Source organism: Dyella sp. (assembly GCF_035503745.1).
GTDB lineage: Bacteria > Pseudomonadota > Gammaproteobacteria > Xanthomonadales > Rhodanobacteraceae > Dyella_B.
Genome location: NZ_DATJTC010000047.1, coordinates 86,852 through 99,548, shown reverse-complemented (window position 1 = coordinate 99,548; position 12,697 = coordinate 86,852). Strand labels below are relative to the sequence as shown.

Annotated in this window: 10 protein-coding genes; 8 read left to right on the top strand and 2 right to left on the bottom strand. The window is 63.7% G+C overall.

Features of this window, described 5'->3' with window-relative positions; translation table 11 throughout:
* Positions 1 to 116 precede the first annotated feature (116 nt).
* The 4 genes from VME63_RS18000 (at position 117) to VME63_RS17985 (ending at position 4,679) form a co-directional block, all read left to right on the top strand.
* Positions 117 to 1,349: an efflux RND transporter periplasmic adaptor subunit gene (locus tag VME63_RS18000; protein WP_325434877.1), complete on the top strand. Its 1,233-nt coding sequence runs from the start codon at positions 117 to 119 to the stop codon at positions 1,347 to 1,349.
* Positions 1,350 to 1,457: 108 nt separating this feature from the next.
* The gene (locus VME63_RS17995; RefSeq protein WP_325434875.1) at positions 1,458 to 2,144 is read left to right on the top strand and encodes an ABC transporter ATP-binding protein; all 687 of its coding nucleotides are present in this window, start codon (positions 1,458 to 1,460) and stop codon (positions 2,142 to 2,144) included.
* A 10-nt stretch (positions 2,145 to 2,154) separates the two neighbouring features.
* Positions 2,155 to 3,324 carry an ABC transporter permease gene (locus tag VME63_RS17990; protein WP_325434874.1) on the top strand — a complete coding sequence of 390 codons (1,170 nt, stop codon included), beginning with the start codon at positions 2,155 to 2,157 and terminating at the stop codon, positions 3,322 to 3,324.
* Between the two features lie 14 nt (positions 3,325 to 3,338).
* Complete coding sequence (locus VME63_RS17985) at positions 3,339 to 4,679, top strand: ABC transporter permease (RefSeq protein ID WP_325434872.1); 1,341 nt, start codon at positions 3,339 to 3,341, stop codon at positions 4,677 to 4,679.
* Here the strand turns inward: VME63_RS17985 and yedA are convergent, their stop codons facing one another.
* Entirely contained in the window at positions 4,680 to 5,633 is a 954-nt protein-coding gene (gene yedA / locus VME63_RS17980) for a drug/metabolite exporter YedA (protein ID WP_325434870.1), read from the bottom strand.
* 159 nt (positions 5,634 to 5,792) lie between these two features.
* A complete protein-coding gene (locus VME63_RS17975) occupies positions 5,793 to 6,068 on the bottom strand; it encodes a hypothetical protein (RefSeq protein ID WP_325434869.1) in 276 nt (91 codons plus the stop codon).
* Between the two features lie 76 nt (positions 6,069 to 6,144).
* Between VME63_RS17975 and VME63_RS17970 the strand changes: the two genes are divergently transcribed.
* From VME63_RS17970 to VME63_RS17955, 4 genes are all read left to right on the top strand, one after another.
* Entirely contained in the window at positions 6,145 to 6,489 is a 345-nt protein-coding gene (locus VME63_RS17970) for a Rieske (2Fe-2S) protein (RefSeq protein WP_325434868.1), read from the top strand.
* A gap of 229 nt (positions 6,490 to 6,718) precedes the next feature.
* Positions 6,719 to 7,855 (top strand): hypothetical protein, encoded by a 1,137-nt coding sequence (locus tag VME63_RS17965; protein ID WP_325434866.1) that lies wholly within the window; start codon positions 6,719 to 6,721, stop codon positions 7,853 to 7,855.
* Between the two features lie 454 nt (positions 7,856 to 8,309).
* On the top strand, positions 8,310 to 9,119 hold the full coding sequence (locus VME63_RS17960) for an FkbM family methyltransferase (RefSeq protein ID WP_325434864.1): 810 nt from the start codon (positions 8,310 to 8,312) through the stop codon (positions 9,117 to 9,119).
* 622 nt (positions 9,120 to 9,741) lie between these two features.
* Positions 9,742 to 11,787 carry a hypothetical protein gene (locus tag VME63_RS17955; RefSeq protein ID WP_325434863.1) on the top strand — a complete coding sequence of 682 codons (2,046 nt, stop codon included), beginning with the start codon at positions 9,742 to 9,744 and terminating at the stop codon, positions 11,785 to 11,787.
* Positions 11,788 to 12,697 lie beyond the last annotated feature (910 nt).

Below are 12,697 nucleotides of genomic sequence, written 5' to 3'. Positions count from 1 at the left end.
CCTTTCGCTCGTCGTAAGACATGACAGCTGTCACGGGCAATGGTTGATGCGCGCACATGGCCGGCACGTCGGCGTGGCCCTATCGTGCGTCTATCGCGACACAAGGAACTTGCAGGGTGAGCAATAGCGATCTGTTGAAGGAACTGCGCATCGAACGCCATCAACGCGAAGAGCACGGCGGCGGCACGGGCCGCTGGCCCTGGATCGTGGCCGGCGTGCTGATCGTGCTCGCGGCGGGCGCGGGAGTATGGTGGCTGCTGGCGCACAAGGCGATTCCCGTGCGCATCGCAACGGCCGTGGCTGCCGCGAACGACCCCGGTGCCGGTGCGGTCTTGCAGGCGACCGGTTACGTCACCGCGCGGCGTCAGGCCACCGTGTCGGCGCAGATCACCGGCACGCTGACCGAGGTGCTGATCGAGGAGGGCGATCACGTCAAGAAAGACCAGGTGCTGGCGCGCCTGGATGACAGCGCCTACAAGGCCGCGCTGGACACCGCTGCCGCGCAGGCCAAGGCCGCACATGCATTGGTCGCGCAATATCAAAGCGAGCTGGCGCAGAACCTGCGCGATGCGGCGCGCGATGAAACGCTGGCCAGGCAGGGCCTGGTGTCCAGGCAGACGGCCGAGCAGGCGCGCACGCTGGCCGACAGCACGCGCGCGCAACTGGTCTCGCAAGAAAAGCAGGCCCTCGCAGCCGATGCGAACACCGTGCAGGCGCAGGTGAATTTCGATTATTGCGTGGTGCGTGCGCCCTTCGATGGCGTGATCACCACCAAGGACGCGCAGGTCGGCGAAATCATCTCGCCGTTTTCCGCCGGCGGCGGTTTTACGCGCACCGGCATCGGCACCATCGTGGACATGGATTCGCTTGAGGTGGATGTGGATGTCAACGAAGCCTACATCGGCCGCGTGACGCCAAAAATGGCCGCCGAAGCGGTACTCGATGCGTATCCGGACTGGAAGATTCCCGCGCACGTCATCGCCATCGTGCCCGCCGCCGACCGCGGCAAGGCCACCGTAAAAGTGCGTGTGGCGCTGGAGCGCAAAGATGCGCGCATCGTGCCCGACATGGGCGTGCGTGTGTCTTTCCTCGAAAACGGGTCGGTTGCCGCCACGCAAGGGCCCAAGGGCGTGTTCGTACCGGCCAAGGCCATCGTTGAGCGCGATGGCCGCAGCAGCGTATTCATCGTTGCCGATGGCAAGGCGCGCCGCCAGTCAGTGCAGCCTTCGGCGCAGGATTTTGGCGACAAGCGCCTGATCCCGGCCTTTGTCGACGCCGGCGACAACGTGGTGGTGTCGCCGCCGGACGATCTGCACGATGGTTCGCCAGTGACGGTGCAAACGCAGTAACGGTTTCACTCCCTTCCCTGCGGGCAGAAGAGGGGAAGGGAGAGGCAAAACACACGACATGCGTCGCCGATGCATGTTCAGGACAGTTCCGTTCCGGAGGATGTCGTCATGGGTACGTTGATCGAAATTCGCGATCTTTCCAAAGTGTATGCACGCGGAAAACAGAAAGTCGAAGTGCTGCATCACATCAACCTCAGCATTGCCGAGGGCGATTTCCTTGCGCTGATGGGGCCGTCGGGCTCGGGCAAAACCACGCTGCTGAACCTGATGGGTGGCCTGGATACGCCCAGCGCCGGCAGCATCAGCGTGGCCGGGCAGCGCATTGACCAGTTCAGCGCCGGTGCCCTGGCGCGCTGGCGCGCTTCGAACGTCGGCTTCGTGTTCCAGTTTTACAACCTGATGCCGATGCTGAGCGCGCAACGAAATGTCGAGTTGCCGCTGCTGCTGACCAAGCTGTCCGCCTCGCAGCGGCGCAAGAATGCCGCTATCGCCCTGCAACTGGTAGGCCTGGCCGAGCGCGCCACGCACAAACCCGGCGAGCTATCCGGCGGCCAGCAGCAGCGCGTGGCCATCGCCCGTGCGATCGTGTCCGACCCCAGCTTATTGGTGTGCGACGAGCCGACCGGCGACCTGGACCGCCAATCGGCCGAAGACGTGCTCGGACTCTTGCGCCAGCTCAACCGCGAGCACGGCAAAACCATCGTGATGGTCACGCATGATCCCAAGGCTGCCGAGTACGCCGACCACACGCTGCATCTGGACAAGGGCACGCTGGTCGAATCGGCCGTGGCCTGAGGAGGCGGCAATGAAATACTTCCATCTCATCTGGGCGGCGCTGTTTCGGCGCAAGACGCGCACGGTGCTCACGCTGGTGTCGATCGCGGCGGCGTTTTTGCTGTTTGGCATGCTCGACGCGGTTCGTATCTCCTTCGATCAGGCAGGCAAGAGCGCCAACGGTGCGCAGCGTCTGCAAACCGGTTCCAAGCTATCGTTCATCGAGACGCTGCCGCAGGGGTTGGGCAACAAGATCGCCGCCGTGCCCGGCGTCAAATCGGTGGCCTACGCCAACTGGTTCGGCGGCGCGTACCAGGATCCGCACAACCAGGTCTTCACCTTCGCCGTCAGTGACAACTATGTCGATCAATATCCGGAAGTGCAGGTGAGCGAGGAGGCCCGCAAGGCGTTTCTTTCCACTCGCACCGGCATCCTGGTCGGCGAGAAGCTGATGGAGAAATACCATTGGAAAATCGGTGACGAGATTCCGTTGCAGTCGAACATTTTTCCACAACAGGACGGCAGCAAGAACTGGACGTTCGACATCGTCGGCCAGTTGCATCCCACCGACCAGAGCGTGGCTTTCTACGGCCAGATCATCCTGATGCACTGGAAGTACTTCGACGACGCGGTGATGAAGGGCTACAACGATGGCCATGTCGGCTGGTACGTCACGCGCGTCAACGATGTGAACCAGGCCGACCGGGTGGCCAAGGCCATCGATGCGATTTCGGCCAACTCCGATCACGAAACCCGCACGCAGACCGAAGCGGCCGCGACCGCATCATGGATGAAGCAACTGGCCGACATCGGCTTGATCGTGGGTTCCATCATGGGTGCGGTGTTCTTCACGCTGCTGTTGTTGACCGGCAACACCATGATGCAGGCGGTGCGCGAGCGCACTTGCGAATTGGCGGTGCTGAAAACGCTCGGCTTCAGCGATCGCGGTGTGCTGGCGATCGTGCTGGCCGAATCCGTGCTGCTGGTCGTGCTGGGCGGCGTCATCGGCATTGGCCTGGCGACGGTGCTGATTCCCGGCGTCAGTGCCCATAGCGGCGGCATGTTGAATCTGCCCACCGTGGGCGTGGACAGCTGGCTGCTTGGGATCGCGCTGATGCTGGCCATCGGCCTGGTGGTGGGTGCCATTCCCGCGTGGCGGGCGATGCGCCTGAACATTGTCGATGCGCTGGCTGGCCGGTGACAGGAGTTGGAATCATGAATTCTCGTTTCAATGGTTTCGCGAGCTTTTTCTTCAATCTTCTTGTGCTGGCGATACTGGCCGTCGCACTGTTGGTCTGGGCGCAATTGCCCTGGTTCGCGGTGCTGGCGCTGGTGGCGGTGTTCGCCGCGTGGATGGCGCTGACGCGGCGTGGCCGGCAGGCCGCATCGGTGACCGGCGTAGGCATCAGTACCTTGAAGCAGCGCCTGGGTTCGTCGTCCGTGGTGGTGGTCGGCATCGCCGGCGTCGTGGGCGTGCTGGTGGCGCTGCTGGCGATGGGCGAAGGTTATAGCCAGACGCTGCGCAACACCGGCAGCGAGGATACGGCGATCGTGCTGCGCGGCGGTTCGGCCAGCGAGGTCAGCTCCGTACTGACGCGCGACAGCATCCTGGTGATCGAACAGGCACCCGGCGTTGCGCACGACAAACAAGGCAAACCGATCGCCTCGGACGAAATCGTGGTGGCGGCGAACCTGCCGGTGAAGGGAGGCGCGCCGGACGACGAAGGCAGTGTGCAGGTACGCGGTGTCGGCGAGGAGGCGTGGGCTTTGCGCCCCAACGCAAAAATCATCGCCGGCCGCAGTTTCCGGCCCGGCATGCGCGAGCTGGTAGTGGGGCAGGGCGCGCAACGGCAGTTTGCGGGTCTGGAACCCGGGCACGAAGTAAGGCTCGGTACGCAAACGTGGGAGGTGGTGGGCGTGTTCGCGTCCGGCGATGCCTATGACTCGGAAATCTGGGGCGATGCGGGCGTCGTGGCCGAAACCTATCGCCGCGGCAGCAGCCGCACCTCCGTGTTCGCCAAGCTCACCGACGCCAAGGCGATGGACACGTTCAAAGCCGCATTGGCCGGCGATCCCCGTCTGCAGGTGGATGTGGACAGCACGCTCGACTACTTCAGCAAGCAGTCCGAAGGCATGAGCAAGGTGATGCGCGTCATGGGCCTCACCGTGGGTTCGATCATGGCGATCGGTGCCATCTTCGGCGCACTCAACACCATGTTCGCGGCGGTGGCCGCGCGTGCGCGTGAAATCGCCACCCTGCGCGCGATCGGCTTCCGCGGCACGCCGGTCGTGGTGGCGGTGATGCTGGAAACCATGCTGCTGGCGCTGCTTGGCGGCGTGATCGGCGGCCTGCTCGCGTGGTTGATCTTCAACGGGTGGACAGCGTCCACGCTGGCCACCGGGTCCACTGGGCAATTGGCGTTTACTTTCAAAGTGACGCCTGGCTTGTTATGGGAAGGCTTGAAATGGGCGCTGGCGATCGGTTTCGTCGGTGGCCTGTTTCCGGCGCTGCGCGCCGCACGCCTGCCGGTCACGACGGCGCTGCGCGAGCTGTAGTCACTGACGGCGCGCAGGCATGGCCTGCGCGCCGCGACCAGCACGGCCCCGGCGTGCCGACAGCGTAATGATGGCTACGCCGAGCAGAATGATCGCCATGCCGACCAGGTCGCTGGTGCCGATGCGCTCGCCCAGGATCATCACGCCAAACAACACCGCGACCGGCGGATTGACGTAGCCGTAGCTGGTCGCCAACGCGGGGCGCGCGTGTTTGAGCACGTAGAGATAGGCGCTAAAGGCGATCAACGACCCGAAGATCACCAGATACACCGCCGCCAGCGTGGCGCGCATGCCCGGATGCGCGGGAAGCCTTTCGCCGGCAAGAAAACCTACGGCGAGCAGAGCGGCGCTGCCGCACAGCATTTGCGCTGCCGTGTTCATCGGGCCCGCGGGCATCTCCTGGCGGCGGCTCCACATCGAACCGAACGCCCACGCGGCCGCGGCTACCAGTAAAGCGGCGGCGCCGACGTGCGAGCCGGTCAGGCCGCTGCCGAAGTTCAGCACCACCACGCCGACGAAGCCGATCAACAAACCCCACGCCTCGCGCCGTGACGGCCATTCGCCATAAAAGCCGGTAAACAGTGCGGCGAACAAGGGTACGCTGGCAACGGCGACCGCCGAAATGCCGGAGCTTACGCTTTGCTCGGCGTAGCAGACCAGGCCATTGCCAAAACCCAACAGCAAGATGCCGGTGATCGCCGCATTGCGCCACTGGCGCGCGGTAGGCATGGCCGCACCGCGCACGCGCAGCACGCCCAGCAACAGCAAGCCGGCGCAGGCAAAGCGGAAACCGGCCAGCAGAAACGGGGGATAGCTCTCAAGCGCGATGCGGATGCCCAGATAGGTGGAGCCCCAGATCACGTAAACCGCCAGCAGGCACAGCGGCAGCCAGAATGTCTCGTGCGGGGCGTCGGTAGCGGAGTGGGTAGCGGGCGAAGTGGCGGAGTCAGTCATGGCGCAGACGATAACCGACGTGTTTGTGCGGCGATAGCAGCCCTGTTGCATACGCTGGCGCCTCCCGCATGCACGCGAGCGCGGCAAGCGGCCCGAATGGCTCGCGCCACGTTGCGGTTGGAAGCTATCGGGATTTCGCGCGGTGCTTGCCGCTAAGCGTCAATGCGCGGTGGGACGGGAGTGCTGGCGAATGACCACGTACTCGCCTTCCAGGATTTGGGGATCGCGCGCGCTCGGCGCCGCCGGTTTGGCCACGCGCGCGTGCTGTTGCCATTGCCGCCAGGCCAGCCACAGCGCGCCACCGACCAGCAGCACGCCGGCCACGACCAGCCCAAATACCATCAGCACGCCAATGACGACCAGGCCCAGCACCAGCGACAATGCCTGGACCAGCGGGTGACGACGACGGTGCATCAGTGGCAGGACGATGCGCATGTTAAAAATCCGTATGGTAAAATCAAAGACTTACGCGTGTAACGATGAGGCCAACCGGCCTCCAAGACAAGTGCCGATGGATACAAACGCCACCCCCCGCCGCCTGTGCCGATTCCACGACATGCCCGATGGCGAGGCGATGGCGCTGGATGTGACGCTGCCCGAAGGCGAAGAAAGCGTGATCCTGCTCAGGCTGGGCGAACGCGTCAACGCGTGGCTCAACATCTGTCCGCACGCGGGGCGCCGCCTCGACTGGGCGCCGGGCAAGTTTCTGGTATCCAAAGGCATGCTGGTCTGTGCCGCCCATGGCGCTGCGTTCAGTGTCCAGGACGGCCAATGTGTGGGCGGCCCGTGCAGGGGCGAGAGCCTGCGCGCGGTGGCCGTGCGAGTGGAGCATGGCGAGGTGGTGCTGGACACCTGACGGTCGCCGCGCACGTTCCGGCGCGGGTGTCGCGGTCAACAACAAGGTGGCATGGCGCCATCGCTAACTGGCGAATGTTCAACGCGGATGGCGAGGCGTCCGCGTGCGGCGGGCGGGCAGGCGGTTTTCGTCCGCGCAAGGGTTCGCATACACGCTTACCACGTTTAGGGCGAATGCAAGCCCTACGATGCGACGCACATTTGGATCGTCGCAGCGAAGGAACGCGTGCATGTACATCACCAACGTCCATCCGGCAGCTGCCCATGCGCAGGCCACGACCGGATTTTCCGCACCGAGGCCGGCACCGCAGCCTTCGCCTTATCGCATTGAGCGATCGGTAGGGTTTCCGGCCGTTGCGTCGCATACATCCGCCGCCGCGCCCCGCGACAAGGGGCTGAGTCGGTACCGGGTTTCCCCGGACAAATTGCGCGGACTCAAACCCGATCACGACGGCATCTATACCCGGGTGGGGTCCGATCACCGTCGCAGCTATTTCGCCCGCGTAGGCGAAGGCGTTTATCAGGTGGGCGGCTTCAACAAGCAAGATCCGAGCTGGAAAGTGCTTGACCCTCGATCCGGAAAGGAAGTCGCCCGGCTGGAGCGCAAAGATGGCCAATGGGCGGTTGCCGAGTCATCTGTCGAGCCATCTGTCGAGCCATCTCATAAGCGTTCGGTGCAGCAACCGGTTGCGACGCATGGCGGCGCTGGCTCCGGGCAAGGACAGGGCGCGCAAGCTGGCGGCGCGCGCGCAGGACGAGGCGGCGGTGGCGGCGGCGGTGGCGGTGCGTCCGGTACATCGCGAACGGGTGCGCCCCCATCGGAATCCCATTCAGCCGCCGACCGGGGGCACATGGCCAGGCTGGTCGATGGCGCCATCGACTGGATCGAGGGTGCCATCGCCAAGTTGCACCAGCCGTGGTCGCGCGCCCTTACCGAAGAGATGAACAAGCTCTTCGGCGACGAAGCACTTACCGAGGAAGGCAAGGCTCGCATCGAACAGAAGCTGGAGCAGACTTTGAAATTCCTGCAGCAGAGCAAAAGCTCCGGCGAAGGCAACCTGCACATAAGTGGAGAGAATCTCAACCCCCAGCATCCGAACGCGCCGGCGTTCACCAATACCGTCACCGGGGATATCTATTTCAAACCGGATTTTATGCGCCAGACATCGGAGTCGTATCTCATCCAGACGATGGTGCACGAAGCCACTCACGCCGGCGCGAAGACGGTGGACGATTGGTACTTGTACCCGAACGAGGAGCGGTATCCCAACTGGGACGGGCACCAGGCGCTCTTCAACTTCGACACGGCCATCAACACCGCCGATTCCTTGGCGCATGCAGTGCAGGCGTTTCATAAATACGCCTGATTCATCCGGCGACTCGTGGCCATTTTCCCTGGGGCCGTTTTCCCTGGGGCCACTTCCCCGGGGCCGGCTTTCGTCCCCGGTATAGGTTGCCGTCGCCGCGACCTAGGGCGGCAAAGGGCCGCGAGCGCATCACGCTCGCTCGCCTTTTCGTACACATCGGCATCCATGCGCCGTCCATCCCGGATCATTGCGATGGCGTGCCGATGCGCAGTCGGTCAAGTCCCATGCGACGGTGTTTGCAACGCTTGTCCGGCTACTGAAAGCGCCGACTCCGGCGGACTGAAATCTCAGATTACGCTGACGGCTATCGAGGGAGCGCTGCGCTACGGTGTGAAACCTTTTTACGACGGGCGGCTTATTGGCCAGCGCTCATCCGGCATCGTGCTTCGGTGATGCCGATTGACCGGTCGCGGCCGCCTCGTCCGCTCGACATCCCTTTTCCTGAGGCTTGCCCATGAATCAACCTGAAAACGCCGCCAATCCGGCGATCGCCGCCGACATTCCCGCGATCTTTACGCCTGTGCATAAAGCCTTGTCGAAAGCCGTGCCTTCCGTACCTTTGTGGAATACGCGCTATGGCATGGTGCACGACAACCAGGCCGATGACGTGATCGCTCGTTCGCTGTCCAGCTACGGCGAATGGGCGGAGCAGGAACTTGACCTGGTCGGCGCCTTGCTCGACGAGGGCAACGTGGCGTTGCAATACGGAGCCGAGCATGGCGCGCACGCCTTGTACATGTCCAAGCTGGTCGGTGTGGCCGGCGAAGTGCATGTGGTGGAGCCGCGCCGTCTGCCGCACATTGCGCTGTGCACGGCACTGGGCTTGAACAACGTGCGCAACGTCCATCCATGGCAGGCGGCGCTGGGCGATCGTCAGGGGAGCGTGGACTTGCCGGCCTCGACCGACCAGCCGGAAGAGCGGGTACGCATGCTGACCCTGGATGCGCTGAAACTTTCGGCGCTGCATCTGTTGAAGATCAATCTGCACGGCTGCCTGCTTGCTCTGCTGTCGGGCGCGGGCGAAACCCTGCGCAAGCACAAACCGGCCATTTATTTCCGCTTGTCGACGCTGGAGTCGGCGGCCAACGAGGTCGCGGCGCTGAAAGAAACGGGATACCGCTGCTGGTCGCATCTGCCCTATCTGTATAACGCCGGCAACTTCGCGGAAAACAAACGCAATATTTTCCCCGGCTGGTCGCACCAGAACGTGATCGCGGTGCATCGCGATGCGCCGGTGAATTTCCAGCATCTTCCGGAAATTTGATCGCCCTGGCATGTCCATGCACACCGGCAACCCCGAACGCGGATGCCAGGCGCAAGCCCGGCGGAGCCTGGCGTACGCAAGCATGCTGGGCATTTTCCTGGTGCTTGCCGGGACGTCTCTCCACGCCGCGCAGCCAGCGGCGAGGGCTCGTCCCGGGCCTCCGGACGTGGCCCCGTTGAGTGAAGACGCGGTCGATGACATGAGGGATATCGATGGGCGCGTGGTGAGCGACAGTCGCGCAACACAAGCCCTGGCACCTGCCGAGGCGTCAACCGCTAGCGTTGCGCCGGCCTCCGCGGATGCACCAGCGGGCGAACAAGCTCTGCCTGCCGACCAGAACGATGTGATCGTTTCGGTGGTTCCCGATGACGGGCGTGTCGATGCGACAGCCGGCGGTGTCGCGCCGGCTCCGTCCAGCGCGGCGCCGTCGTCCACGGTAACGGCCCCGTTCCAGGCGCCTGCGGAGTCCGCCGCTCCCGCCGCATCTGCGGCGATGCCATTCCCCAACCCGTTGGCGGACAACACCGCCGTGTCGCCGTCCGGTGCGCAGGCCAAGCATGAATCGTTGTTGCACTTGTACGGCGGAACACTGTGGATGGCCTTGGCCATGTCGGCGGCATGCTTGCTGCTGGCCGCCTTGCCGTTGCTTCGGCCGCGCCGGCGACGTTTGACGCGCACAGGCAAAGCGCCCGTGTTGCCCGCCGATGTGTCCGACACGGCGACGCGGAATATCGCTGAGGCCGACGACCGTCTCCCTCTTCACGATCAGTGGACCGGCGAGTTGACGGACATGCGCGCCGATCGTCCGCACGCTCCGGATGAAATACCTACCGTAGAACAAGGAGCGGAAGCGACGCAAACCGACGAGGCCGGCCAGCCCGCTTCGACCTCGCCGATGAGCGTGCAGTGGGTGGCAGTCCGCGCGCAAACCGCGCCCTTCGTCTACGCCGATGCCTTGATGCAACCGGTGCGCATAGCGCAGCCATCGACGACGAATGGCGATGTTGCGGTCGAAGACGCGCCGCCGATGGCGACAATGGCCGACCCCGAGCGCAAGCCCCCACCGGATTCGTCCACCACATTCGCGCAAGAGACGATGCAGTCGCTCGCCCGTGATCTTCGCCAGGTGCGCCTGCTTTCAGGGCAGCATGAGCTGGAGCCGGCGCTGTCCGTCATCGACGTCCATCTGCGCCAGTTGCAGCGCGGGCCGTCAGCTGGGCTTCGCCACGATACCGGGCCAGCGCCGGAGATGGCCGACATCGAGCAACGTCGCGCTGCGCAGCGCGAGGTGACCGCAATGCGCGCGGACATGCGCGTGCGCCTGGCACGTCGCAGCGGCAAGGTCGAAGACTTCGCCCAGGCCGTGCAGGCATGGGAAGCCTGCCTGACGCATGCGCCCGGCGATGCTGAGTCTGTGCTGCAACTAGGCCAGTGCCTGCTCGAGCAGGCCAATGCCGAACAGGAAGAACTGGCCAAAGCGTCGCTGTGGCAACGCAGTGCCGAGGTGCTCGCACAGGCCGTGGACGCCATGGAGGCGCCGAGTCGTGCGTCGCTCAGCCTGTTGGGTGAGGCGCTTTGCCGTCATGCGACGTCAGGCATGGGCGTCAATGAATCGGTGCTCACACAGGCGGAGAACATTTTGCGGCATGCGATAGATGGCGAGGACGCGGATGACTCTCAGGCCGCCTGGTGGCTGCAAACCGCACTCGCCGTCCAACTGCCCGGCAAGGACGCAGCGGCTCTGCTGGCGAGGCTGCATGAGTCGATTGTCCTGTTGCGTCGAGGTGTGAATGCCAGCGGCTCGTCGCCGGAGCGGGTACGTTGGCAATCGGCCTTGCTGCGCGCGGAATTGGAAGAAGTGCTGCGTGCGCCGGTCGGGGCGGCTTCACGGCGACTTCGCCTGATCGACCTGCACGCGCATTACGCGCCAAGGATGCAAGGCGAGGACGCGCCCGAAGTGCTTGCGGCCTGGATCGACCTGCTTTGTGCCAGCGCCCGCGCATCGACGGGAGGCGCGGCCATGAAGCGCTATCAGGAGATCGACGACGTGCTCGCGCGCCTTTTGTCCAGCGATCCGGACGGTCACGGATACAAGGCGTCGTGGATGGACATGTTGCACAGCCGCCTTCCGCTGGAAAACGACGAAGGAAAGCGCAATCTGCTGTCGCGCACCAAACACTTGCTGGCCGGGCGCCGGGAAGCTCCGGCGCCATTGCGCCTGGAGACAAGCAAACTGGCGCTGATGTGCGCGGCACTTGAGCAGGATACACATGCACGGCAACAGGCCTATTTGCGCGCGCTGGAACTGGCACGCCCGCTGACTGCCGTGCCCTCCGTTGCGGTGCCTGCGTTGCAGTGCGCCCTGAAAGCCCTGCTGGCGATGCGGGAGAACAAAGAGCGAAGGGTCTATGCGCGCTGCCTGCAGATGATGATGCCGACCGACGGCCTGTCGTTGGCGCTGCTTGCCGAAAGTGCCTATCAGGACGACATGCCGGCCGACGCTTGCCGGTATCTGGAGCAGGCGATCCGCGCGCCGGGAACGAGGCTTCCCGACCCGATGCAAGATCTATGGCAAGAGGCCAGTTTGCGTTGGGGCGAGCAGGGTGGGCGCGACGACGAATGGCAGCGCAATCGTCGTCAACTGCGTCTGGTTGCGGGCATCTCGTGAGGTGGATGGTACGCATCCGGGTGCGCCGCGAGCCGGTTTTCGCGCTAATCGAGCCTCATCGGCGATAATGCGGATCGGGCTCGAGCTGGATGCGCGGTAAATCCTCCATCGAAGCATGTACACGGCCACCCACGTTCCCTTCCGTCGCGTAACGCTCCCGGCCTCCTATCGAGGCCTTTTTTTCGCTCGTTACAAACTTTGGCGCGGGCCTGTCTTGGATATCCATCCGCTCAATGGATGCCATGAGGTCTTTGCTGCGGGCTCAGATCACCCTGCTTGGTGCGGCGCTGAGCGGCGGCGACGTTACGGGCCGTACATAATTCAATGTTGGTTTCGTTAGATAATGATAAAAATCGTTCTAGCGTTGAAAGCAATCATTGAGCGGGTATGTGCCGCTAAAGGCAGTGGGAAGGCGGACGCAAGCTCGCTGGACAACTTCACGCGCCCGCCTGGCACGGTCGCACCGATGTTTCCCTGGCGCACGCGCGGCAAACTCGTCACCCGGCGATATGGACGTCCATTACCTACGCCGTGCTACGCGGCCGTCAACGCTCGAATACTGCTTACGCCAAAACTCGTCCCGTATTTGCAGTCTTGACTCAATGTTTAAAGCGGACCGTTCGCGGATGTCCAGTTGAGTATTTCTTGCGGCGGTTTGATGGGCCCGTTTCCCCCATCAATGGCCCATTACGATTAGTAAGTAAGCCAACATGGCGGCGCTTAGTGGAAATGAGCTACTTTTCCCGAAGTCGCGACCAGACGTGACGCGTCAGGGAAATGCTCGAAAGCGCAGCCTTACGAAGGCTGATCGTTGTTCGATGAGGGATGGTTGGCGCTATGACGGGCGATCATCAATGGCTTGTGCGCCGTCGTTTTTGAATTAAGCAAAAAGAAATAACGTTGTCATCAG

Coding starts and splice junctions, on each gene's coding strand:
- VME63_RS17990 (WP_325434874.1), top strand. CDS start 2,155: ATGAAATACTTCCATCTCATCTGGGCGGCGCTGTTTCGGCGCAAGACG.
- VME63_RS17970 (WP_325434868.1), top strand. CDS start 6,145: ATGGATACAAACGCCACCCCCCGCCGCCTGTGCCGATTCCACGACATG.
- VME63_RS17960 (WP_325434864.1), top strand. CDS start 8,310: ATGAATCAACCTGAAAACGCCGCCAATCCGGCGATCGCCGCCGACATT.
- yedA (WP_325434870.1), bottom strand. CDS start 5,633: ATGACTGACTCCGCCACTTCGCCCGCTACCCACTCCGCTACCGACGCC.
- VME63_RS17975 (WP_325434869.1), bottom strand. CDS start 6,068: ATGCGCATCGTCCTGCCACTGATGCACCGTCGTCGTCACCCGCTGGTC.
- VME63_RS17995 (WP_325434875.1), top strand. CDS start 1,458: ATGGGTACGTTGATCGAAATTCGCGATCTTTCCAAAGTGTATGCACGC.
- VME63_RS17985 (WP_325434872.1), top strand. CDS start 3,339: ATGAATTCTCGTTTCAATGGTTTCGCGAGCTTTTTCTTCAATCTTCTT.
- VME63_RS17965 (WP_325434866.1), top strand. CDS start 6,719: ATGTACATCACCAACGTCCATCCGGCAGCTGCCCATGCGCAGGCCACG.